Here is a 22,774-nt window from a genome sequence, read left to right as displayed (position 1 = left end):
CGGGAGGACGACAGTCATGGCCATCACCGATGACCTGCGCAAGACCTTCAGCGACCCGACTCCCCTCTACTTCGCCGCCGGCACCGCGGATCTCGCCGTGCAGCAGGCCAAGAAGGTGCCGGCGCTGTTCGAGCAGCTCGCGGCCGAGGCGCCGGGCCGCATCGAGGCCGTGCGCAACACCGACCCCAAGGCCGTTCAGGAGAAGGTGACCGCGCAGGCCAAGGAGGCGCAGGCCACCGTGCAGGCCAAGGTCACCGAGGTGCTCGGCAGCATCGACACCGACCTGAAGAAGCTCGGCGAGAGCGCCCAGGACCTCGCGCTGCGCGGCGTGGGCGTCGCCGCCGAGTACGTCGTCAAGGCACGTGAGACGTACGAGAAGGTCGCCGAGCACGGCGAGCAGACCGTGAGGGCCTGGCGCGGCGAGGCGGCCGAGGAGATCACCGAGATCGCCGTGGCCGTCGAGCCGGAGCCGGCGAAGCCGGCCGCGAAGCCCGCCGAGGCCAAGACCGAGACGAAGAAGCCCGCCCCGGCCCGCAAGCCCGTCGCCCGCAAGCCAGCGGCCAAGAAGGCGACGCCGTCGGCCGAGTGACGACAAGAGCGCCGGGTGCCGCGGTGACGCGGCGCCCGGCGCCCCGGCACGCTCATCGCCTCAGGGGCGTCCTCGGAGGTACCTTGGCCGCGAGGCGACACAAACCACACACAAGGCGGTGTTGAGGATGTTGAGTGCCAACTTCGACTTCGGGCTCTGGATGATCGCCAGACTGCTCTTTCTTGTCACGTCCGTGACCGCCCTGGTCATGGCCGCCATCGCCCGCGAGGACGCTTACCGCGCAGCTGACAAGAAGACGAAGTCCTTCTGGTTGATCATCCTCGGCGTCGTGGTCGCGGTGAACCTCTTCATCCCGATGCTGTTCCTGTCCATCGCCGGGCTGATCGCATCGATCGTCTTCTTCGTCGACGTACGGCCCGCGCTCCAGCAGGTGTCGGGGGGTGGCCGCCGCCGCGGCGGGTCCAGCAGCGACGGACCGTACGGCCCCTACAACGGCGGCCGGTAGTCCGCACCGGGCGACGTCCCTCGGCCGGGCGCGCACCGGTCGGGCGGGGGACGCGTCGGGACGTGAGCCGTTCCGTCCCAGCGTTCGCGTCAGGACCGTGAGCCGTTCCGTCCCAGGGCCCGCGTCAGGACCGTGAGCCGTTCCGGCTCAGCAGCAGCACCGCCACGTCGTCCGTCAGCTCGCCGCCGTTCAGTTCCCGCACCTCGCCGACCGCCGCCTCCAGCAGCGACTCGCCGTCCAGGCCCGCCGCCAGCTGTCGATTGATCATCTCGACCATGCCGTCCTGGCCGAGGCGCTGCTTGGTGTCCGGGCCCTGGCGGCCCTCGATCAGCCCGTCCGTGTACATCATCAGGCTCCACGCGCCGCCGAGCTCCACCTGGCGGCGTGGCCAGCGGGCGCGCGGCAGCAGACCGAGCGCCGGGCCGCCGTCGTCGTACGGCAGCAACTGGGCGGCCCGGCCGTGCCGGGCGATCAGCGGGCTGGGGTGACCGGCCAGGCAGAGCCCGGCGCGCCGGCCGTCCGGTGCGATGTCCACCGTGCACAGTGTCGCGAAGATCTCGTCGCTCTCCCGCTCGTGCTCCAGGACCTGCTGGAGCGTGGACAGCAGCTCGTCGCCGCACAGCCCGGCGAACGTCAGGGCACGCCACGCGATACGCAGCTCCACACCGAGCGCCGCCTCGTCCGGACCGTGGCCGCAGACGTCGCCGATCATCGCGTGGACGGTGCCGTCCGGGGTGCGGACCGTGTCGTAGAAGTCGCCGCCGAGCAGCGCGCGTGAGCGCCCGGGGCGGTAGCGGGCCGCGAAACGCAGGTCCGAGCCCTCCAGCAGCGGGGTGGGCAGCAGACCGCGCTCCAGGCGGGCGTTCTCCTGGGCGCGCAGGCGGGACTCGGCGAGCTTCACCTGGGCGGTGTCGGCACGCTTGCGCTCCACGGCGTAGCGCACGGCGCGGCTCAGGAGCCGGCCGTCGAGCTCTTCGCGTACGAGGTGGTCCTGGGCACCTACGCGCACCGCCTCGGCGGCCAGCTCGCTGTCGCCCGACGCGGTCAGGGCCAGCACCGCGTGGCGGGGGGCCAGGCGCAGGACGTGCTTGAGGGGGCCCAGCTCGTCCTCCGGGGTGCGGCCGGGCAGCGCGAGGTCGACGAGGACACAGTGCACGTCGTCGGTGAGCAGTCGCTCCGCCTCGGTCAGGTTCCGGGCGGTGCGAATACGCACCCGGGTGCCGGCCGCGTCGCGCAGCTCCGGGACGCTGATGGTGCCCGCCGGGTCGTCCTCGATGATCAGGAGCGTGAGGTCGCCGCCGCTGGTCGTCCCGCCGGGGGCGGTCTCCGCGACGGGGACGTTCCTCTGTCGCGGTACGGGTACGGGCATCGGTTCTGTTTCCTTCCCTCCCCCCGAGGGCGGCAGGGCGACGATCGACGTCCCGCCAGACGGGGACCATAGCGGTAGGGGGTGGCCGAACGGAATGGCGATCAGCGAAGAGCCGTTGGCATATGCCGCGCATGGGGAGGTAGTTGCCCAGCGGGCCATGACGAACATCACGCCGCCATCGCCCGGTCGTCCCTTTCGCCCCATGTGCCGGGTGGCGCACGTCACTTGCGTCACAGAGCGCGCGCCCTGCACCCGGCGGAGCGGGCGCGGGCATGGGACGCACATCACTCGGCGGGCGGGCCCGGTGGGCAGGCCGGTGGGCAGGCCCGGTGGGCGGGCCTACCGGTCGGCCCACCGGGGAGGCGGTGGGCGGTGATGGCTCGGGGGCGGCCAGGCGTGGGGCCGCCGGTGCGCGGTGCCCCTCCCGACGGCCGGCCGGTGTGGCGCCCGACCGGCACGCCTCACTTGTCGGGGCGCACGACTCCCAGGATGCTCATCGACCCGGCGCCCGCGACAGTGACGTTCCTTCCCGGGCGCGGGGCGTGGATGATCGCGCCGTTGCCGACGTACATACCGACGTGGCTGGCGTCCGCGTGATAGATGATCAGGTCGCCGGGGCGCATGTCCTTGACGGCGATCCTGGGCAGCAGCCGCCACTGCTCCTGCGAGGTGCGCGGAATGCCGCGACCGGCGGCTGCCCAAGCCTGTGAGGTGAGCCCCGAGCAGTCGTACGAGCCCGGGCCCTCGGCACCCCACACGTACGGCTTGCCGAGCTGCGCGGTGGCGAACTCGACCGCCTTTCTGCCCTGTTCGCTCGCGCGGCCGTCGATCTCGTCGAGTATGCCCGAGTCGAGCCACTGGCTCTGGGCCCTGTACTGCGCCTGCTGCTCCAGCTGGAGAAGGTGCTGAAGCTCCTCCTTCTCCAGCTTGTCTTCGAGCTTCTTGGCCGCGGCGATCTTGGCCTTGATCTCCTTCTTGGCCTTCTCCTGTTTCAGCCGGCTCGCCTCCAGCCGCTCCCAGTGGGCGCTGGCGTCCTTGCTGTATGCGGCCAGGTCGGCCTGGGTCTGCGTCAGTTCGGCGATGAGGTCCTTGGTGGCCTTCTGGCCCTGCTGGATGCGGCCGACGCCGTCGAGGAACAACTGCGGGTCGTCGACGAGCGCCAGTTGCGCCTCGGGCGGCAGGCCGCCGGCGCGGTACTGGGCGCGGGCGGCGGCGCCCGCGCGGTTCTTCAGGTCCTCGATGCGGGCCTGGCCCTCGGCCATCTCCTGGGCCAGCTGCACGATTTCGGCGGACTGCTTCTCGGTCCGCTCCTTCGCCAGGTTGTATGCGTCCGTGGCGGACGCGGCCTGGCGGTAGAGGGCGTCTATCTGCTGACGCACCGCTTCGAGCGAACGGCTCGGCGGGGGAGGGGCCATCTCTCCGGGCACGGTGACCGAGGCGGGAGCCTGCGGGGGCGGCTCGGGGGCCGCGAGGGCTTGGCCCGCTACCGCCTGCACGGTCAGTGCGCAGACCAGGCTGATCGCTGCGGCAGTGGCACAGCGGCGTCGGTTCACGACTCCCCCTCCGGGCGAACGCCAGACGACAACAGGTGATTAACCGTCAGTAACTTACGGGTGACGTCGCAGATGGTGTCATGACGACCGCCAAAACGACAGGGTTGACCGGCAGTTCTCCCCCATGGATCCCCACCCCGGCGGTATCTGCTCCCTCGTCCCCACCGTCACTACGAGCGGCCGGGTCCCTGCGTTCCCCAGCCCGGGGCGCTTCACCCGTCACGGTGTCCCGTTCGGTGCAAACCGGGACGTCTTCACCCGTGTTGCTGGTTTGCCTCATGCCGTGGCGGGTGCGAGCGCCTCCCACACGACCGTGACCTCGCCCTGCCGCCACCGTCGACGGTCGTCCTTGACGGGCCATTCGCCCGCCAGGTCGCTCACCGCCCTGATCCAGCGCTGCCGCGCCCCGAGCGAGGCGTACGGCGCCGCCGCCGCCCAGGCGCGGTCGAAGTCGCGCAGGAACGCATGGACCGGCTCGCCCGGCACATTGCGGTGGATGAGTGCCTTCGGCAGCCGTTCCGCGAGGTCGGAGGGGCGCTCCAGTGAGCCGAGCCGGGTTGCGAACGTCACCGTCCGCGGCCCCTCGGGCCCGAGCGCCACCCATACGTGCCGCCGCCCGATCTCGTCGCAGGTGCCCTCGACGAGCAGGCCGCCGGGCGCCAGTCGGCCGCACAGCCGGGACCAGACCGCAGCGACCTCCTCCTCGTCGTACTGCCGCAGCACGTTGGCGGCCCTGATCAGTGCCGGCCGGTCCGCGGTCGGCACCTCGAACCCGCCGTGCCGGAAGGTGAGTCCGTCGCGCTCGTACGGCTTCGCGGCGGCGACGCGGGCGGGGTCGATCTCGATGCCGACGACCTCGCACCGCGGTGCGGCGGTGCGCAGCCGCTGCAGCAGTTCCACGGCGGTCCAGGGGGCCGCCCCGTACCCGAGGTCGACGGCGACGGGGGCCGTGGTGCCGCCGCGCAGGGCGGGGCCGTGTGTCGCGGCGATCCAGCGGTCCATGCGGCGCAGCCGGTTGGGGTTGGTCGTCCCGCGGGTCGCGGTCCCGACGGGGCGATTCATGTCACCGAGGGTAAGCGGTGTGGCCGTGTGGGCAGCCGGGGAGGCGGGCGCAGCGTGGCCCGGAAGGCACTGCCGGCGGCTGCACAGGGCGGATCCTCCTGTCGGGACGGCCGGCACGGCCGTGAAGGCCGGGTGAGGGCGGGAGGGCCGGGTGAGGGCGGCCACCGGTTGCGCACGGCGGAGCCGCCGCACCGAGGGCGCAGGGCCCCAGGAGGGCGGGCCCGGGGCTGAGCGGGTCGGCCTCGGGTTCCGAGGGTGGGCCCACGGGCTGAGCAGCCGCGTGCCTCGGGTTCCGAGAGTGCGCCCCACAAGCTGCGCGGGCTTCGGGTTCCGAGAGTGCGCCCCGCGGGCTGCGCACCCCGGGCCCTGAAGGGCGCGCAGGGGGCGCGGGCAACTGCGCCTCGCCGGTCGCCCGCCCCCGCCACAGGGTAATGATTTGGCAAAGTGCCAGGGGTGGGGAAATGGACGTGCCTGCTCCGCTGTTGTGCAGGCGTGCGGGAGCCCCGATCCCGCGTTTTGCCGTGCCCGCAGCGAGAGGACCGCCGACGTGAGCCAGTACGTCTCCCGCCTCGGCAGCAGCCGGATGGCGCCCCGCCTGCGGTTCCCCGGCGGTCACCGCAAGCCGCGCAGGGTCGCCATGCTCAGCGTCCACACCTCCCCGCTGCACCAGCCGGGCACGGGTGACGCGGGCGGTATGAACGTCTACATCGTCGAGCTCGCCAAGCGGCTCGCGGCCATCGGCGTCGAGATCGAGATCTTCACGCGTGCCACCGCCGGCGGCCTGCCGCCGGTCGTCGAGCTCGCCCCGGGTGTCACCGTCCGCCACATCGACGCCGGCCCTTACGAGGGCCTGGCCAAGGAGGACCTGCCGCCGCAGCTGTGCGCCTTCACGCACGGCGTGATGCAGGCGTGGGCGGGCCACCGGCCCGGGCACTACGACCTCGTCCACTCCCACTACTGGCTGTCGGGCCATGTCGGCTGGCTCGCCGCCGAACGCTGGGGCGTCCCCCTCGTCCACGCCATGCACACCATGGCCAAGGTCAAGAACGCCGCGCTCGCCGAGGGCGACACCCCCGAGCCGGCCTCCCGCGTCATCGGGGAGACCCAGATAGTCGACGCCGCCGACCGGCTGATCGCCAACACGGCGGAGGAGGCCGACGAACTCGCCCGCTTCTACGACGCCGACCCGGCGAAGGTCGCCGTCGTCCATCCCGGCGTCAACCTCGACGTCTTCCGTCCCGACGACGGACGCGGCGCGGCACGGGCCCGGCTCGGGCTGCCGCAGGACGCGTTCATCCCGCTCTTCGCGGGCCGCATCCAGCCGCTGAAGGCCCCCGACATCCTGCTGCGCGCCGTCGCGCTGCTGCTCGAACGCGATCCCTCGCTGCGTCACCGCATCCACGTGCCGGTCGTCGGCGGCCCCAGCGGCAGCGGGCTGGCCAAGCCCGAGGGCCTGCAGAAGCTCGCAGCCCGGCTCGGCATCGCGGACGTCGTCCACTTCCGGCCCCCGGTCGGGCAGGCGCAGCTCGCGGACTGGTTCAGGGCTGCGTCGGTACTGGTCATGCCCTCGTACAGCGAGTCGTTCGGGCTCGTGGCGATCGAGGCGCAGGCGGCCGGCACACCGGTGGTGGCCGCCGCGGTCGGCGGGCTCCCGGTGGCGGTGCGCGACGAGGAGACCGGCTTCCTCGTCCCCGGCCACGATCCGGCCCACTACGCGGACGTCCTGGCGAGCTTCGTACGCGACCCGTCGCTGACCGACCGCATGGGCGGGGCCGCCACCCGGCATGCCCAGTCCTTCGGATGGGGCACGGCGGCGTCGGCGACGGCTGACGTGTACACGGCCGCGATGTACGAGCACCGCCACCGCACGCGGGCCCACCACCTCTGACGTACGCTCCCTGCATGGTTGACGCAGAGCGCGTGAGGCAGGTCGTCGAGCAGACCCTGAAGGACGCCGAACTCGAATGGGAGAGGCCGGGCGACGGCAGTTATGTCGTCAAACTCCCCGGGACCCGCAAGCTGTCGACGACCTGTTCCCTCCTCGTCGGCAGGCACTCCCTCTCCGTCAACGCCTTCGTCATCCGCCACCCCGACGAGAACGACGCCGCGGTCCACCGCTGGCTGCTGGAGCGCAACCTCAAGCTGTACGGGGTCGGTTACGCGATCGACCGGCTCGGCGACATCTATCTCGTCGGCAAGCTCCCGCTGTCCGTGGTCACTCCCGAGGAACTGGACCGGCTGCTCGGCACGGTCCTGGAGGCGGCGGACGGCTCCTTCAACACGCTCCTCGAACTGGGCTTCGCGAGCGCGATCCGCCGGGAGTACGCGTGGCGAGTGTCGCGCGGTGAATCGACGCGCAACTTGGACGCGTTCACGAATCTGATCCAGCGCCCCGCGGACTGACCGCCGGGCGGGCCCTAGTCCCCTCGCAGTCCTACACGCACAGGCCCTTCGCTTCCTCGTGCACGGCTCTTCCGGTGCACCGGAGCGCCGTGGCATGTTCACCGCCGACGCGGACATGAACAGTGTTCAGGCGCGCGCGTCTTGTTCCACGGGAAGGCCGTCGCGCAGGGTGTCGCGTTCCTGTGCGCGCTGTGGCACCCGGGAACACGGGTCACCGCGGACGACACGGCTGCCGCGCACGGCGGGTCCACGGCGGCGAAAACCTGCTGACCGGCGACCCGCCTGCCCGGCGGGGCGCACGGAGGGGGACGTCAGCCGGAGAGGTGCGACGTGTTCGGCTTGCCCCGCGCGGCCTCCTCGGCGGCGGCCGCCACAGGCAGCACGGTGTCGTCCGCCGCCACCGCCACCGGCGCGATGCCCTTGTCGCCCGCCTCCGGTTCGCTGCCCTTCTCGGCCAGCGCCTGGCGCAGCAGGAGCGTGTAACCGGCCGCCGCGACGCAGCCCACGACCGCGCAGCCGATCCACAGGACGTCCGGGCCGGGCCCGTCGACCACCCAGCCGGCCAGGATCGGGGCGACGAAACCGGCAACCGCCCAGGACATGCCCATCACACCCTGGTACCGGCCGCGGGCGTGCTCGGGGGCCAGACGGGCCGTCGCGGCCGCGTTGGTCGGCACGTGGACCATCTCGCCGAGCGTCCACACCACCACGGTCGCCGCGAACAGCAAAGGCGTGCCGGCCAGCGCCGTGACTCCGGTACCGGCGGCGAAGAGCAGCGCGGACACGGTGAGCAGCGCGGCCGGGGAGCGCTTCTCGGTGATCCTGTTGACCAGCAGTTGCAGAGCGACGATCACCACACCGTTGACCGCGATGACCACGCCGTACGAATCGGCCGACAGGCCCTCGGCCGCCATGGTCAGCGGCAGGCCCACCCAGGGAGCGGTGAAGATCAGGCAGATGAGCAGGTTGAGCAGGACCAGCGTCCGGAAGGGGGCGTCCTTCAGCACGTCCAGGACGCTCAGCCGCTTCTCCTCGCTGGTTCCCGCGGCGGCGTCGGACCGCGATTCGGGGCGGGTCTCGGGCAGCCGCAGGAAGACGATCAGCGCACACAGGGCGGTGGCGACGGCGTCGGCCACGAACAGCGTGCGGTAGCCGAGAAAGATCGCGGCGCCGCCGCCCAGGGCGGCGATGGCGAAGCCGAGGTTGAGGGCCCAGTAGTTCAGCGCGAAGGCGCGGCGCAGTCCGGATTCGGGCACCAGGTCGGCGATGGTCGCGCTGATCGCGGGCCGTACGGCCTGCATCGCCACACCCATCAGCAGCACCACGACCGCGATGCCCAGGGCGCTGGTCACCACGGCCAGCGCGGCGGCGCACGCCCCTCCGGCCAGGTGCATCGAGATCATGGTGGGCCGCCGCCCCCACCGGTCGGTGAGCACGCCGCCCAGCGGCGACCCGGCCACTCCGCCCAGCCCGTGGAGCGCGACGACGAGGCCCGCGTACCAGGCGGAGTAGCCCAGTTCCTGGGTCAGATAGAGCGACAGGAACGTGAGGACGAAGGCGCCGGTGCGGTTCACCAGCGTCGAGGTCCACAGCCACCAGAAGCCCCCGGGCAGCCCCGAGACGGTCCCGCGCAGAGCGCGACTGAACGAGGCGATGGACATGCGAGCGACCCCCGGGGTATGTAAGCAGCTCAGGCTGCTTACGTAACTTACTGAGCCGCGTGTCCCGGCCGCCACCGAATTGACGGGGGCGGAGTCATTGCGCGCTGGGGCAGGGGCAGTTGACCCGTTGCTGTCCGGGGGTGGTTTCCACGGGCCCGGCGCGGCGATCGTCCATCGCGTCCGCTCTGCGGGCACCCGAGCCGGGTCGGCGCGGCGTCGATTAGGCTCGGGCCCATGGCCGACGCACCGTACAAGCTGATCCTCCTCCGCCACGGCGAGAGTGAATGGAACGCGAAGAACCTGTTCACCGGCTGGGTGGACGTCAACCTCACGGAGAAGGGCGAGAAGGAGGCAGTCCGCGGCGGTGAGCTGCTCAAGGACGCCGGCCTGCTCCCCGACGTGCTCCACACCTCGCTCCAGAAGCGCGCCATCCGCACCGCGCAGCTCGCGCTGGAGGCCGCGGACCGCCACTGGATCCCGGTCCACCGCACCTGGCGCCTGAACGAGCGCCACTACGGCGCCCTCCAGGGCAAGGACAAGGCCCAGACGCTGGCCGAGTTCGGCGAGGAGCAGTTCATGCTCTGGCGCCGCTCGTACGACACCCCGCCGCCGGTCCTCGCCGACGACAACGAGTTCTCCCAGGCCAACGACGCCCGCTACGCGACGATCCCGAGCGAGCTGCGCCCGCGCACCGAGTGCCTCAAGGACGTCGTCGAGCGCATGCTGCCGTACTGGTACGACGGCATCGTCCCCGACCTCCTGGCCGGCCGCACGGTCCTGATCGCGGCCCACGGCAACAGCCTGCGCGCCCTGGTCAAGCACCTGGACGGCATCTCCGACGCGGACATCGCGGGCCTGAACATCCCGACGGGCATCCCGCTGGTCTACGAGCTCGACGCCGACTTCAACCCGGTCATCCCGGGCGGCACCTACCTCGACCCGGACGCCGCGGCGGCGGCGATCGAGGCCGTGAAGAACCAGGGCAAGAAGAAGTAGGTTTCCTGATCATGCCCCTCGCCTGCGCATCCGGCGCAGGCGAGGGGCATTGTCATGTCCCGGGCCCTCTGGGCCCTCAGTGCGGCGGATCCTGCGGCCGGAGCGCCAGGCCGAGAGCCTTCCGAGCGCGGCCCCGACTGCTGGGTATCAGGTGCGCGTACATCCTCAGGGTCAGGCCGGGTCGCAGCAGTGTCGGTTTGAGAGGGCGTCCGCCCCAGCGGATGCCTTTCTCGCGTTGCTCGACCTTGCCCGCCGACCGCTGCGCGACTCACTCGCCCCGAAGGCACTCCGGCCCAAGGCAGCTCCGCCGACCTCAGCTACCCTCAGCAGGCTTGAGACTCCGACGCAGAGGCACGGGACACTGCCATGTCGATACGACAGACTTTCGCCAGGCTGTTCAAAGGCACGGCTGCGACGTCTGACGGCGACCCGTTCGCGGTTGAACGACTCTGCGCGTGCTCGCCGGAGTGGCCTGGCCTGGAGACGACGGCAAACGGACACGTGCTCCCGGCCGAGCCGGCCAGTCACTACAGCCTTCTCACCAACCCGGAGATCGGTCCATTCGTCGCGCGCTGCACTGGATGCGAGGCTCGCTATCCCCACCCATGGGTGATCCCACAGGGAGCACCCATGCCGTTCGACTGGGCTCGCGACTGACAGACGGACGGACCGGGGGACAGACCCGGGGGCTTCACCGGGTCTTCGTCGGGAAAGGCCCCGCCCCCCTCCCCCTGGGGACGGGGCCTGGTTCACGGGTGCCGGCGAGCCGCTAGCCGCAGCAGCCGCCGCACTGGCAGGGCGCCCCCGACTGGCAGCCGCAGCCGCAGCCCGAGCCGCAGCCGCAGGCGCCGAGGACGGGCAGGAAGACCACTTCGACGCCGGTCGCTTCCTGCGGGGAGTCGGTCATGGGGGACTCGGCCATGGGTGCCTCCTCAAGGGCGTGCACGGCACAGCGCACGCGTCACCGGCATACGGAAATGCCGCCTTCGCCCATTGCACGCCCGGCAGGCCCGGCGCATCAACGGCGCACGCGTGCAAGCGCCCCCAGTGCGCCGTCGTATGCCGCTACGCGCCCTCGACCGCCGTCGGCTGCTGGAGGTCGTCCGCGTACTCGCCCGTCACCAGGTACACCACCCGCTTGGCCACCGACACCGCGTGGTCGGCGAAACGCTCGTAGTAGCGGCCGAGCAGCGTCACGTCCACGGCCGTCTCGATGCCGTGCTTCCAGCGGTCGTCCATCAGGTGCTGGAAGAGCGTGCGGTGCAGCAGGTCCATCTCGTCGTCGTCCTGCTCCAGCTGGAGCGCCAGGTCGACGTCCTTCGTGATGATGACCTCCGCCGCCTTCGCCATCAGCCGCTGCGCCAGCTGACCCATCTGCAGAATCGTCGCGTGCAGGTCGTTGGGCACCGCACGGTCCGGGAAGCGCAGCCGCGCCAGCTTCGCGACATGCTGCGCGAGGTCGCCCGAGCGCTCCAGGTCCGCGCTCATCCGCAGCGAGGTCACCACGATCCGCAGATCCGTCGCGACCGGCTGCTGCCGGGCCAGCAGGGCGATCGCACGCGCCTCCAGGTCGTGCTGGAGGTCGTCGACCTTCTGGTCGGCGGCGATCACACTCTCGGCCAGCTTCAGGTCGGCGTCGAGCATGGCCGTCGTGGCGCGCCCGATCGCCGACCCGACCAGCCGGGCCATCTCGACCAGGCCCTCGCCGATCGAGTCCAGTTCCTCGTGGTACGCGTCCCGCATTGGGTGTCCCTCTCTTGATGCGACCGGGGTCCGGGTGGGGCCTTCGAACCCCCACGCTCCCACGTTCGGCCCCTTAGTGGTCCGAATGCTCCCCCGCAAATGAACCATCACTATCCCCTTGGTGAACTCTGAGCGACGACTGTTCGAGGCGCCACCCGTTTGGCTGGGAGAGTGTCCGGCACCCCGCATAACCTGGAGAGCATGGACGTGAACGCGGCGGTCGCCGCAGCAGCAGCGATCGCCGGTCTGTGCACCGGCGTCATCGCGGTGCTGGCGTTCCGCTGGAGCGAGCGGGAACAGAAGCGCCCCACCCGCACCTCGCTCCACACCGATGCCGTGCTCCCGCCCGGCGTCGACACCGTGCTGTCCGTGCTCCGCTCCTCCGCGGTCGTCCTCGACGAGTCCGACTCGGTCGTCAAGGCCAGCTCCGCGGCGTACGCGCTCGGCCTGGTCCGCGGCGGAAAGCTCGCCGTCGAACCGATGCTGCACATGGCCCGTGACACCCGGCGCGACGGCGAGATACGGCAGGTCGAGCTGGACCTGCCCCGGCGCGGCACCGGCCGCGGCGAAGCCCTGGCCGTCTCCGCCCGCGTCGCCCCGCTCGGCTCTCGCCTCGTCCTCCTCCTCGTCGAGGACCTCACCGAGGCCCGCCGCATAGAGGCGGTGCGGCGCGACTTCGTCGCCAATGTGAGCCATGAGCTCAAGACCCCGGTCGGCGCGCTCTCCCTGCTCTCCGAAGCGGTCATGGACGCCTCGGACGACCCCGAGGCGGTCATGCGCTTCGCCGGTCGTATGCAGATCGAGGCGACCCGGCTCACCAACCTCGTACAGGAGCTCATCGACCTCTCCCGGGTCCAGAACGACGACCCGCTCGAGGACTCCGAGCCTGTGCGCGTGGCCGAACTGGTCGCCGAGGCCATCGACCGCTCCCGGCACACCGCGTCCACCAAGCAGATCACCATGGCCTCGGGCGGCACCGCCGACCTCAGCATCTGGGGAAGCCGCGGCCAGCTCGCCGCCGCCCTCGGCAACCTCGTCGAGAACGCCGTCAACTATTCGCCGGCCCGTACGCGCGTCGGCATCTCCGCCCGCAGGGTCAGCGCACCCGGGGGCGACCTCATCGAGATCGCCGTCACCGACCAGGGCATCGGTATTTCCGAGAAGGACCGCGAGCGGATCTTCGAGCGGTTCTACCGTGTCGACCCCGCACGCTCCCGCGCCACCGGAGGCACCGGCCTCGGACTGGCCATCGTCAAGCACGTGGCCGCCTCGCACGGCGGGGAGGTCACGGTGTGGAGCTCCGAGGGACAGGGCTCCACGTTCACCCTGCGGCTGCCCGAGGCGGGCGCCGCACGGGACCGCTCCACCACCGGCCCGGATCGCGTCGACGAGGACGACGACCGGCCTTACGACACCGATCCGAACAGTGAAATTCCTGCCCCGGAGGTCCTTCCGTGACCCGAGTGCTCGTCGTCGAGGATGAGGAATCCTTCAGCGACGCCCTGTCCTACATGCTCCGCAAGGAGGGCTTCGAGGTCGCTGTGGCGACCACGGGTCCCGAGGGTCTCGACGAGTTCGAGCGCAACGGCGCCGACCTCGTCCTCCTCGACCTGATGCTGCCGGGCCTGCCCGGTACGGAGGTCTGCCGCCAACTGCGCGGCCGCTCGAACGTCCCGGTCATCATGGTGACCGCGAAGGACAGCGAGATCGACAAGGTCGTCGGGCTGGAAATAGGAGCCGACGACTACGTCACCAAGCCCTTCTCCTCGCGGGAGCTGGTCGCCCGCATCCGCGCGGTGCTGCGCCGCCGCGGCGAGCCGGAGGAGGTCACCCCCGCGGCCCTGGAGGCCGGCCCGGTCCGCATGGACGTGGACCGCCATGTCGTCACCGTCTCCGGCGGTAAGGTCGACCTCCCGCTGAAGGAGTTCGACCTGCTGGAGATGCTGCTGCGCAACGCGGGGCGAGTCCTGACCCGTATGCAGCTCATCGACCGGGTCTGGGGAGCGGACTACGTCGGCGACACCAAGACCCTCGACGTCCACGTCAAGCGCCTGCGAGCCAAGATCGAGCCGGACCCCGGCGCCCCGCGCTACCTGGTGACGGTCCGCGGTCTGGGCTACAAGTTCGAGCCGTAGGCCGCGTCGGCCCGGCGGGCGGCGTAGGACGCACAGGCCACGCGACACAGGCCGTACGACGCCGACACCCGCGCCACGCCCCGCATATACGACAAGGGCGCCCACCGGTCCCGGTGGGCGCCCTTGTCGTGAGTCCAGTGGGTCAGTGATCCGTGCCGTGCGACGCAGACGCCGACGCGGAGTCCGACGGGACCGCCGCCTCGCCGCCCGCGGCCTCCCGCCCGGCCTCGCCGGCCGGGGTGCCCGTCGGGGAACCGGAGGGCGAGCCCGACGGCGACTGGCCGGCCGGCTGCTCGGCCGTCGGCTTCGGCGACGAGCTCGGGCCGAAGCCCGCGTAGTAGCCGGTGGCCGGGACGACGAATGCCAGCATCTTCACGTTGCCGGTCTCGCTGAAGCGGAAGACGACCTCCTGTGTGCCGCCGTCGTTCACCGCCTCGCGGCCGCCCGCGATCACCGCCGACGCGTTGCCCTGGCCGCCGATGACGACCGAGCCGCCCGCGGGAACGGTGATCGGGCCCGAGCCCTGGGCCGGCTTGAGCTCGACCTTCGCGTCGGAGCCGGGCAGCGTGATGGAGTCGAGGGTCTGCTTCTGGGTGCCCTCGTTGAAGACCGTCACGGAGACGACCGCCGGGCCCTCGGCCTGGGCCTGGGCCTGCGTGATGACGGTCGCGTTCTGGAGCTTGAGGTTGTCGACGGCCGTCGCGGCATTGTCCGGCTTGACGCCGAGGGTCTGCGCGTCGTTGCCCGCACCGCAGGCGGAGAGCGAGGCGATCGAGAAGACGATGGCAGCGCCGGCGAGGGCACCGCGTCGAAGGCTGCTGCTCACGGCGGCGGCATCTCCTAGGACGTACGGACGGTTGGGCGGCTGTCACCGGCCAGTGGCGTCAGCTCGCGCTCAGGTTACCGAGCCGCCGCTCGCGCCCCGCACCCGACCCGCCCTTTGCCCGTACGGCAGGCGCACGGCACCCGTGACCGGCGACGGCGAGCGGTGCCCGTGCCGACAACCGTCACCGACAAGGCGGTGGGTTTTCGGACTTCGCACGGGCGTTCCGACCATGCGAAACGCGCGCCGTTCACATAACGCCGGTGATCAATTTTCTGCGCGGTCACGCTTTCCTTGCGAATAGCCCGGCGTGATCAATTCGGGAATCGCTGCCCCCGGGGGCCGTGTGAGTGACCGATCCTCGAACGGACTACAGGAACTCGGCCATCAGGAACCCGGCAAATCAGGACGTTCATCCCCTTGGAAGGGGGGTGCGCGATGTGTAACGTGTGCGTTTCTGTGTGCCCGCGCAGCGGCTCCGACCTGCGAATACCCCCCTCCGTCTGCCGTCCGCAGCACGATCGTGTCGCAGTTGTCAAGCCCCGAGATATGCCCTGACCTGCGAAAACGCCATTCAGAAGAAGCCGTATCCGTGTTACCCTGGATAGCCACGGAAGGGGTACCTGTCACATGACGTTCAAGGTTGGCGACACCGTGGTCTATCCCCATCACGGGGCCGCGCTGATCGAGGCCATCGAAACTCGCCAGATCAAAGGCGTGGACAAGACCTACTTGGTGCTCAAGGTCGCCCAGGGCGACCTGACGGTTCGCGTGCCGGCGGACAATGCGGAGTTCGTCGGTGTCCGCGATGTGGTCGGTCAGGACGGGCTCGACCGGGTCTTCGAGGTTCTTCGCGCACCCTACGCGGAGGAGCCGACGAACTGGTCCCGGCGCTACAAGGCAAATCTCGAGAAGCTCGCCTCCGGCGATGTCATCAAGGTCGCCGAAGTGGTGCGTGACCTGTGGCGTCGCGAGCGCGAGCGCGGGCTGTCCGCCGGTGAGAAGCGGATGCTCGCAAAGGCGCGCCAGATCCTGGTGAGCGAGCTCGCCCTCGCGGAGAACACCAACGAGGACAAGGCCGAGGCCCTGCTCGACGAGGTCCTCGCGTCCTGACGCACGGTTGATGCCGCGGTGCCCGCTGACATGCTGGGAGATCCAGCTGTCGCCGGGCGCTGCGGCATGTTCGTCCACGGAGTGTCCGTCGACTGCCCGCCGCGTCGCACATCGCCTCGCACACCGCACCGTGCGCTGTTGTGGTGTGCCGGGCCCGGGCGGCTGGCGCAGACCAGTGGTCACGGAAGGGTCCGGTCAAGGCGTCGCGCCCGGCACTCCCCCAACCTACGGCCGGGGGTATCCCAGGCCATACCCATGTCGGCCAAGGAAACAAACCTGCCGGAGTGCAACCGATGCCAGACCAACCGCGCCCCCACCGCACCGCAGCCGTGATCCCGGCCGCCGGCCGGGGCGTGCGCCTCGGACCGGGCGCCCCCAAGGCCCTGCGCGCGCTGAACGGCACGCCCATGCTGATCCACGCCGTCCGCGCCATGGCCGCATCCCGCTCGGTGTCCCTCGTCGTCGTCGTGGCGCCGCCCGACGGCGCACCCGAGGTCAAGCACCTCCTTGACGCCCACGCCCTGCCCGAGAGGACGGACTACCTCGTCGTCCCTGGTGGTGACACCCGCCAGGAATCCGTACGTCTCGGCCTCGCCGCGCTCCCTGAGGGCATCGACATCGTCCTCGTCCATGACGCCGCGCGCCCGCTCGTGCCCGTCGAGACCGTGGACGCCGTGATCGAGACCGTGCGCGACGGCGCGCCCGCCGTCGTACCGGCACTGCCGCTCGCCGACACCGTCAAGGAGGTCGAGCCGGTGCCGGAGGGCGAGCCCGAGCCGGTCGTCGCCACCCCCGACCGCGCCAGGCTGCGCGCCGTGCAGACCCCGCAGGGCTTCGACCACGACACGCTCGTGCGTGCGCACGCCACCATCACCGCCGACGTCACCGACGACGCCGGCATGGTCGAGCAGCTCGGCCTCAAGGTCGTCGTCGTCCCCGGCCACGAGGAGGCCTTCAAGGTGACCCGGCCGCTCGACCTCGTCCTCGCCGAAGCCGTACTCGCCCGCAGGAGGGTCAACGATGGCTTCTGAGCCGCTGAACCTTCCCCTCGTCGGCGTCGGTACCGATGTGCACGCCTTCGAGAAGGGCCGCGAACTGTGGTGCGCCGGGCTGCTCTGGGAGGACGCCGACGGATACGGACTCGCCGGCCACTCGGACGGCGACGTCGCCGCGCACGCGGCCTGCGACGCCCTGTTCTCCGCCGCCGGCATCGGCGACCTCGGCGCACACTTCGGCACCTCCCGGCCCGAGTGGTCCGGCGCCTCCGGCGTCAGCCTCCTCGCGGAGGCCGCGCGGATCGTGCGCGCCGAAGGGTTCGAGATCGGCAATGTCTCCGTTCAGGTGATCGGCGTACGGCCGAAGATCGGCAAGCGGCGCGACGAGGCACAGAAGGCGCTCTCGGCGGCCGCAGGGGCCCCCGTCTCCGTGTCCGGGACCACCACCGACGGGCTCGGCTTGACGGGACGGGCCGAAGGGCTGGCCGCCATCGCCACCGCGCTCATCGTGCGGACCTCCTGAATCCGCTTGTCCGGTGACCCCCGGTGACCCCCGGCGATATCACAAGTTGCCCCGCGAACCCCACAGGGGCGCGGGGCACTGCCATACGCCCACTACCCTTGATGCGTGACTATTCGCCTGTACGACACCAGCGCCCGGCAGATCCGTGACTTCACCCCCCTCGTACCGGGTTGTGTCTCGATCTACCTGTGTGGCGCCACCGTGCAGGCCGCACCGCACATCGGGCACATCCGGTCGGGCCTCAACTTCGACATCATGCGCCGCTGGTTCGAGTACCGCGGCTACGACGTGACGTTCATCCGCAACGTCACGGACATTGACGACAAGATCATCAACAAGTCGGCCGAGCAGAACCGGCCGTGGTGGTCGATCGGCTACGAGAACGAGCGCGCGTTCAACAACGGCTACGAGGCACTCGGCTGCCTCCCGCCCACCTACGAGCCGCGCGCCACCGGCCACGTCACCGAGATGGTCGAGATGATGCGCGGCCTCATCGAGCGCGGCCACGCGTACGAGGCCGACGGCAGCGTCTACTTCGACGTCCGCTCCTTCCCCGGCTACCTGGCGCTGTCCAACCAGGACATCGACGACCTGCGCCAGCCCACCGAGGAAGGCATCACCGGCAAGCGCGATCCGCGCGACTTCGCCATGTGGAAGGCGAGCAAGCCGGGCGAGCCCGACTGGGAGACGCCCTGGGGACGCGGCCGTCCCGGCTGGCACCTGGAGTGCTCGGCGATGGCCCACAAGTACCTGGGCTCCGCGTTCGACATCCACGGCGGCGGCCTCGACCTGATCTTCCCGCACCATGAGAACGAGATCGCCCAGGCCAAGGCCTTCGGCGACGACTTCGCCTCGTACTGGGTGCACAATGCCTGGGTCACCATGAGCGGCGAGAAGATGTCCAAGTCGCTCGGCAACTCGGTGCTGGTCAGCGAGATGGTCAAGCAGTGGCGCCCCATCGTCCTGCGCTACTACCTCGGCACCCCGCACTACCGCTCGACGATCGAGTACAGCGAGGAGGCGCTGCGCGAGGCCGAGTCCGCGTTCGCCCGCATCGAGGGCTTCGTGCAGCGCGTGGTCGAGAAGGCGGGGGGCGTCGTCGCGCCCGCCGTCGAGGTGCCGCTCGCGTTCGCCGAGGCCATGGACGACGACCTCGGGGTGCCGCAGGCGCTCGCGATCGTCCACACCACCGTCCGCCAGGGCAACTCCGCGCTGGCCGCCGACGACAAGGAAGCCGCAGTGGCCCGCCTCGCCGAGGTCCGTGCCATGCTCGGTGTCCTCGGCCTCGACCCGCTCGACGAACGCTGGGAGGGTGAGGGCGACCGCGGCGACGACCTCCATGGCGTGGTCGACTCCCTGGTGCGCCTCGTGCTCGAACAGCGCGAGGCCGCCCGGTCCCGCAAGGACTGGGCCACCGCAGACGCCATCCGCGACCAGCTCGGCCAGTCCGGGCTCGTCATCGAGGACAGCCCCGACGGCCCCCGATGGACCCTCGGTCCCCGCTGAGCCACCGGCGCGATGTGCCGCCCGGACCACCGGGCGGCACACTTCCTCACGTACACACTTTTGTTTGAGCGAGCTTTACAGAAACAGGTAGGTCATGGCCGGGAACAGCCAGCGCAGGAACCGCCGCACGTCCAACAAGAAGGGCGCGCAGGTCGGCAGCGGTGGCAAGCGGCGCCGCTCACTCGAGGGCAAGGGGCCGACGCCGCCCGCGTCCGCACGCAAGGGACACGTCAAGAACCGCCTCGCCAACGCCAAGGCCAAGCAGACACAGCGCCGTACCGTCGCGCGCCGCGGCGGCAAGGGCGCCTCGGAGATGGTCGTCGGCCGCAATCCGGTCTTCGAGGCGCTGCGTGACGGCGTGCCCGCCTCCACGCTCTACGTGCAGCAGTTCATCGACAACGACGAGCGCGTCCGCGAGGCCCTCCAGCTCGCGACCGGCCGCGGCAACATCAACATCATGGAGGCCCCGCGGCCCGAGCTCGACCGGATGACGAACGGGCTCAACCACCAGGGCCTGGTGCTCCAGGTCCCGCCGTACGAGTACGCGCACCCCGAGGACCTCGCGGCCGCCGCCTTCGACGACGGCGAGGACCCGCTGATCGTCGCCCTCGACGGCGTGACCGACCCGCGCAACCTGGGCGCGGTCGTCCGCTCCGTGTCCGCGTTCGGCGGCCACGGCGTCGTCGTGCCCGAGCGCCGGGCGGCCGGCATGACCGCGGGCGCCTGGAAGACCTCGGCCGGCACGGCCGCGCGCACGCCCGTCGCGCGCGCCACCAACCTGACCCGCGCCCTGGAGTCGTACCAGAAGGCCGGCCTCACCGTCGTCGGTCTCGCCGCCGACGGCGACACCGAAGTCGGCGACCTGGAGGCGCTCGGCGGCCCGGTCGTGATCGTGGTCGGCAGCGAGGGCAAGGGCCTGTCCCGCCTGGTCGGCGAGACCTGCGACTACCTGGTCCGCATCCCCATGCCGGGCGGCGCGGAGTCCCTGAACGCGGGCGTCGCGGCAGGTGTCGTGCTCTACGAGGCGGCCAAGCGCCGCTGAGGCGTATCGCCCGGCGGATCGGCACCGACCCGCCGGGCGCGGACTGACCAGGCGGGCGTGGACCGACCCGGCGGGGATGACCCCGGCCGGGCGTGGACGGACCCGGTGATCCCGGCCGGGCCCGACCGAGCCCGGCCGGGTGTGGATCGAACCACCGGGGAGTGCCGTAAGGGCAGCGAGCGCCAGAGTGTGCCGCGAGGTGGGCAGACCCGGTAGAGGACAGTCGAAAAGGCTCAAAAGGCGCTCTTGACGGGTCTCCGACAGATCGGGCGGGTCGGGGCCGTGCCCAAAACACACGTCACTCGGTTAGATGAGTGTGGACACCAGAACGCCCCGGTCCGGGTTCGATGATCAGCCTGCACTGAGCATGGTCAAGGTGAACTGCGATCCCTCGCAGGTCATCGTCAACCACGCCAGCTTCCGGGTGCAGCTCGCCCAGAGCCCGCGCCCCGCACGTGCCACGGCCGACACCGCACGGCTCGCCTTCGTCGGCGCGCAGGGCACCGCCGCGCGGCGCAGGGCACCCGTCGTATGGAGCGGCAGGTCCGCACCTGGGGACTCCGGCGCGACCGGACTCCTCCAGGCCGTGCGCAACACCACCCTGGAGCACGATCCGTACAACGCCGGCGCCACCCAGGTCATGCCGCGCGTCGACCTCGGCGACGACACCGTGCAGCACCCCGCGGTCACCGACGGCCGCCCCCTGCTGCCGCCCATGCGCCAGGCCGCCGGCGCCTACGACTCGTACGGCTCGTACGGCTCGCACGACTCCTACGGCTCGCACGACTCCTACGGCTCCTACGACTCCTACGGCCAGGACACCTACGCCCCCGAGCCGTACGCGGAGATCGCCCCGACCGCCGCCCAGGAGCACGTCGCCCGGCGGCCCGCCGGTGACCCCACACGGCACGCCTACTACCCCGGCCGCCGAATGAACCTCGGCGTGGTGCTCCTTCCGCTGCGCGTGCTCCTCGGCCTGATCTCCGTGTACGCCGGCATGGGCAAGCTCTGCGACCCCGTCTACTTCGACGGCGGCGACCGCGGTTCCCTGATCAAGTGGCTGGGCTCGCTCCACCCCTGGGCGCTGGCCGAGCCGATGCGCGACTTCGCGCTCGCGCACCCGATCGGCGCCGGACTCACCGTCGCCTTCCTCCAGGTCGTCGTCGGCGTCCTCACCGTCCTCGGCCTGTGGCAGCGCGTCGCCGCCGCCATCGGCGGCCTGCTGTCCGCCGCGCTGATCCTCACCGTCAGCTGGCGGACCGTTCCCGTCTACGACGCCCCCGACCTCATCTTCCTCGCCGCCTGGTCCCCGCTGATCATCGCCGGCGCCCCCGTCTACTCCATCGACGGCCACCTCGCCGGCGAGGCATGGCGCACCCTCGGCCCGCGCTCCGAGATCTGGGACCTGCGTCGCCGCGTACTGCGCCGCGGCGGGCTCGCCGCCGCCGTCGTCGTGGGTCTCACCATGCTCACCGGATCCATGCTCGGCGGCGCCGTCCGCTCCACCGAGGTCGTCACCGTGCCCGGCCCCGACCAGAACCCCAGCAACCACCTGCCCGGCGCCCCGATCCCGCTGGAACCCGGCATCGAACGCAGCCCGTCCGGCGCGCGCGAGGACCGGCCGTCCCCCTCGGCCAGCCGCTCCGGCACCCCCACGTCCAAGGCCTCCCCACCCGCCAAGGACAGCGTCCGCGAGACCGGCCAGGTGGGCGGCACCCCCAGCCACACCCAGGGCACCGGCCAGCAGGCCCCCACGGACTCGCAGCCGGCCCCGCCGCCGACCACGAGCTCCGGCCCCACCTCCAGCGGCGGCGCCGGCTCCGGGAGCACCTCCAGCGGCGGCGCCGGCTCGGGGGCCCCCAGTGGCGGCACGGGAGACTCCGGCGGCAGCTCCTCCGGGGGCGTCATCGGCGGCCTGCTGGGCTGAGCCGAGACCGTATACGCGTCAGGGCGGTCACCGCATACTTCCGGTGACCGCCCTGACGCGTGTCCACCACACCCGCGTCGGCTCAGCGGCTCAGCGGCTCAGCGCGTCTGCGCGGCGAGCTCCTTGGCGGCCTCGGTCAGATCCTTCGCCGTGTCGATCGCCCGCCAGTACGCCCCCTGCGGCAGGGGGAAACCCGCCAGGCGCCGCTCCCGGGCCAGCCGCGGGAACGTCGTGCGCTCATGGTCACCGACGTCCGGCAGCAGGCCCGTGAACGCGGCCGAGAACACATACACACCCGCGTTGATGAGATACGGCGACGGCGGCGACTCGATGAAGTCCGTGATGTGCCCGAACGTGTCCGTCTCCACCGCGCCCCACGGAATCCGGGGCCGGGCCAGTGCCAGCGTCGCCGTCGCGTCACGCTCCGAGTGGAACGCCGCCATCTCGCGCAGTGAGAAGCGCGTCCAGATGTCACCGTTCGTCGCGTACCACGGCCGGTCCGGATGCGGCAGACTCGCCGCCGCGTACTTCAGACCGCCGCCGCGGCCCAGCGGCTCCGTCTCCACCACCGTCGTGACCCGCAGCGGCAGTTCGGCGCTCTTCAGCCACTCCTGGAGCACCTCGGCGAGATGGCCGCACGAGACCACGGCATCGGTCACGCCTTCCGCCGCCAGCCAGGCCAGCTGATGTCCGATGATCGGCACCCCCGTGCCTGGGATCTCCACCATCGGCTTGGGGCGGTCGTCGGTGTACGGGCGCAGCCGCGAGCCCTGGCCACCCGCCAGGATCACGGCCTGCGTCGGATACGTAGGCGTCTGCATGCCGTGAACCCTATGCGCACCGCCGGACACGACACGGACCGGACCCG

21 protein-coding genes are annotated in these 22,774 nt (G+C 71.4%); 13 read left to right on the top strand and 8 right to left on the bottom strand.

Features of this window, described 5'->3' with window-relative positions; all coding sequences use genetic code 11:
- The first annotated feature begins 16 nt into the window (after positions 1-16).
- Both J7E88_RS05855 and J7E88_RS05850 read left to right on the top strand, forming a co-directional pair.
- A complete protein-coding gene (locus J7E88_RS05855) occupies positions 17-589 on the top strand; it encodes a hypothetical protein (protein ID WP_215178039.1) in 573 nt (190 codons plus the stop codon).
- A 127-nt stretch (positions 590-716) separates the two neighbouring features.
- Complete coding sequence (locus J7E88_RS05850) at positions 717-1,055, top strand: DUF2516 family protein (protein ID WP_215178037.1); 339 nt, start codon at positions 717-719, stop codon at positions 1,053-1,055.
- A gap of 124 nt (positions 1,056-1,179) precedes the next feature.
- Here J7E88_RS05850 and J7E88_RS05845 read toward each other — a convergent pair whose 3' ends face one another.
- The 3 genes from J7E88_RS05845 to J7E88_RS05835 form a co-directional block, all read right to left on the bottom strand.
- Positions 1,180-2,424, bottom strand: coding sequence for a PP2C family protein-serine/threonine phosphatase (locus J7E88_RS05845; protein ID WP_215178031.1), 1,245 nt, complete (start codon positions 2,422-2,424; stop codon positions 1,180-1,182).
- A 461-nt stretch (positions 2,425-2,885) separates the two neighbouring features.
- Positions 2,886-3,977: a C40 family peptidase gene (locus J7E88_RS05840; RefSeq protein WP_215178027.1), complete on the bottom strand. Its 1,092-nt coding sequence runs from the start codon at positions 3,975-3,977 to the stop codon at positions 2,886-2,888.
- A gap of 276 nt (positions 3,978-4,253) precedes the next feature.
- Positions 4,254-5,039 carry a class I SAM-dependent methyltransferase gene (locus J7E88_RS05835; RefSeq protein ID WP_215178018.1) on the bottom strand — a complete coding sequence of 262 codons (786 nt, stop codon included), beginning with the start codon at positions 5,037-5,039 and terminating at the stop codon, positions 4,254-4,256.
- A gap of 547 nt (positions 5,040-5,586) precedes the next feature.
- On the opposite strand from J7E88_RS05835, the gene mshA reads away from it, so the two are divergent.
- Both mshA and J7E88_RS05825 read left to right on the top strand, forming a co-directional pair.
- Positions 5,587-6,927, top strand: a complete 1,341-nt coding sequence (gene mshA / locus J7E88_RS05830; RefSeq protein WP_215178016.1) for a D-inositol-3-phosphate glycosyltransferase — start codon at positions 5,587-5,589, stop codon at positions 6,925-6,927.
- A gap of 14 nt (positions 6,928-6,941) precedes the next feature.
- Entirely contained in the window at positions 6,942-7,442 is a 501-nt protein-coding gene (locus J7E88_RS05825) for a YbjN domain-containing protein (protein WP_215178012.1), read from the top strand.
- Between the two features lie 311 nt (positions 7,443-7,753).
- On the opposite strand, the gene J7E88_RS05820 is transcribed toward J7E88_RS05825, so the two are convergent.
- Positions 7,754-9,103 carry an MFS transporter gene (locus J7E88_RS05820; protein ID WP_215178010.1) on the bottom strand — a complete coding sequence of 450 codons (1,350 nt, stop codon included), beginning with the start codon at positions 9,101-9,103 and terminating at the stop codon, positions 7,754-7,756.
- Between the two features lie 234 nt (positions 9,104-9,337).
- Here J7E88_RS05820 and J7E88_RS05815 point away from each other — a divergent pair, with 234 nt between their 5' ends.
- Positions 9,338-10,099 carry a phosphoglyceromutase gene (locus J7E88_RS05815; protein ID WP_215178008.1) on the top strand — a complete coding sequence of 254 codons (762 nt, stop codon included), beginning with the start codon at positions 9,338-9,340 and terminating at the stop codon, positions 10,097-10,099.
- A gap of 769 nt (positions 10,100-10,868) precedes the next feature.
- On the opposite strand, the gene J7E88_RS05810 is transcribed toward J7E88_RS05815, so the two are convergent.
- Positions 10,869-11,021: a hypothetical protein gene (locus J7E88_RS05810; RefSeq protein ID WP_215178006.1), complete on the bottom strand. Its 153-nt coding sequence runs from the start codon at positions 11,019-11,021 to the stop codon at positions 10,869-10,871.
- A 143-nt stretch (positions 11,022-11,164) separates the two neighbouring features.
- Positions 11,165-11,842, bottom strand: coding sequence for a phosphate signaling complex protein PhoU (gene phoU, locus J7E88_RS05805; RefSeq protein WP_215178004.1), 678 nt, complete (start codon positions 11,840-11,842; stop codon positions 11,165-11,167).
- Positions 11,843-12,043: 201 nt separating this feature from the next.
- Between phoU and J7E88_RS05800 the strand changes: the two genes are divergently transcribed.
- Entirely contained in the window at positions 12,044-13,300 is a 1,257-nt protein-coding gene (locus tag J7E88_RS05800; RefSeq protein ID WP_215178002.1) for a cell wall metabolism sensor histidine kinase WalK, read from the top strand.
- Positions 13,297-13,977 (top strand): response regulator transcription factor, encoded by a 681-nt coding sequence (locus J7E88_RS05795; protein ID WP_018847140.1) that lies wholly within the window; start codon positions 13,297-13,299, stop codon positions 13,975-13,977. The genes J7E88_RS05800 and J7E88_RS05795 overlap by 4 nt, the downstream gene beginning before the upstream one ends.
- 142 nt (positions 13,978-14,119) lie before the next feature.
- Here the strand turns inward: J7E88_RS05795 and J7E88_RS05790 are convergent, their stop codons facing one another.
- On the bottom strand, positions 14,120-14,803 hold the full coding sequence (locus tag J7E88_RS05790) for a DUF461 domain-containing protein (RefSeq protein ID WP_215178000.1): 684 nt from the start codon (positions 14,801-14,803) through the stop codon (positions 14,120-14,122).
- Between the two features lie 627 nt (positions 14,804-15,430).
- Here J7E88_RS05790 and J7E88_RS05785 point away from each other — a divergent pair.
- From J7E88_RS05785 to J7E88_RS05760, 6 genes are all read left to right on the top strand, one after another.
- Positions 15,431-15,913: a CarD family transcriptional regulator gene (locus tag J7E88_RS05785; protein WP_003953493.1), complete on the top strand. Its 483-nt coding sequence runs from the start codon at positions 15,431-15,433 to the stop codon at positions 15,911-15,913.
- A gap of 293 nt (positions 15,914-16,206) precedes the next feature.
- A complete protein-coding gene (gene ispD, locus J7E88_RS05780) occupies positions 16,207-16,944 on the top strand; it encodes a 2-C-methyl-D-erythritol 4-phosphate cytidylyltransferase (protein WP_215177998.1) in 738 nt (245 codons plus the stop codon).
- On the top strand, positions 16,934-17,431 hold the full coding sequence (gene ispF / locus J7E88_RS05775) for a 2-C-methyl-D-erythritol 2,4-cyclodiphosphate synthase (RefSeq protein ID WP_215177997.1): 498 nt from the start codon (positions 16,934-16,936) through the stop codon (positions 17,429-17,431). Before ispD ends, ispF begins: the two co-directional genes overlap by 11 nt.
- 105 nt (positions 17,432-17,536) lie before the next feature.
- Positions 17,537-18,937: a cysteine--tRNA ligase gene (gene cysS / locus J7E88_RS05770; protein WP_215177996.1), complete on the top strand. Its 1,401-nt coding sequence runs from the start codon at positions 17,537-17,539 to the stop codon at positions 18,935-18,937.
- Positions 18,938-19,031: 94 nt separating this feature from the next.
- Positions 19,032-19,979: a 23S rRNA (guanosine(2251)-2'-O)-methyltransferase RlmB gene (gene rlmB, locus J7E88_RS05765; RefSeq protein ID WP_215177995.1), complete on the top strand. Its 948-nt coding sequence runs from the start codon at positions 19,032-19,034 to the stop codon at positions 19,977-19,979.
- Positions 19,980-20,289: 310 nt separating this feature from the next.
- Complete coding sequence (locus J7E88_RS05760; RefSeq protein WP_215177993.1) at positions 20,290-21,906, top strand: DoxX family membrane protein; 1,617 nt, start codon at positions 20,290-20,292, stop codon at positions 21,904-21,906.
- A 98-nt stretch (positions 21,907-22,004) separates the two neighbouring features.
- Here the strand turns inward: J7E88_RS05760 and J7E88_RS05755 are convergent, their stop codons facing one another.
- Entirely contained in the window at positions 22,005-22,727 is a 723-nt protein-coding gene (locus tag J7E88_RS05755) for a nucleotidyltransferase family protein (RefSeq protein WP_215177990.1), read from the bottom strand.
- Between the last annotated feature and the right edge of the window lie 47 nt (positions 22,728-22,774).

The organism is Streptomyces sp. ISL-10 (assembly GCF_018614575.1).
Lineage (GTDB): Bacteria > Actinomycetota > Actinomycetes > Streptomycetales > Streptomycetaceae > Streptomyces.
Note: the sequence above shows the minus strand (reverse complement) of the source record. Positions and strands in the feature narration are given on the sequence as shown.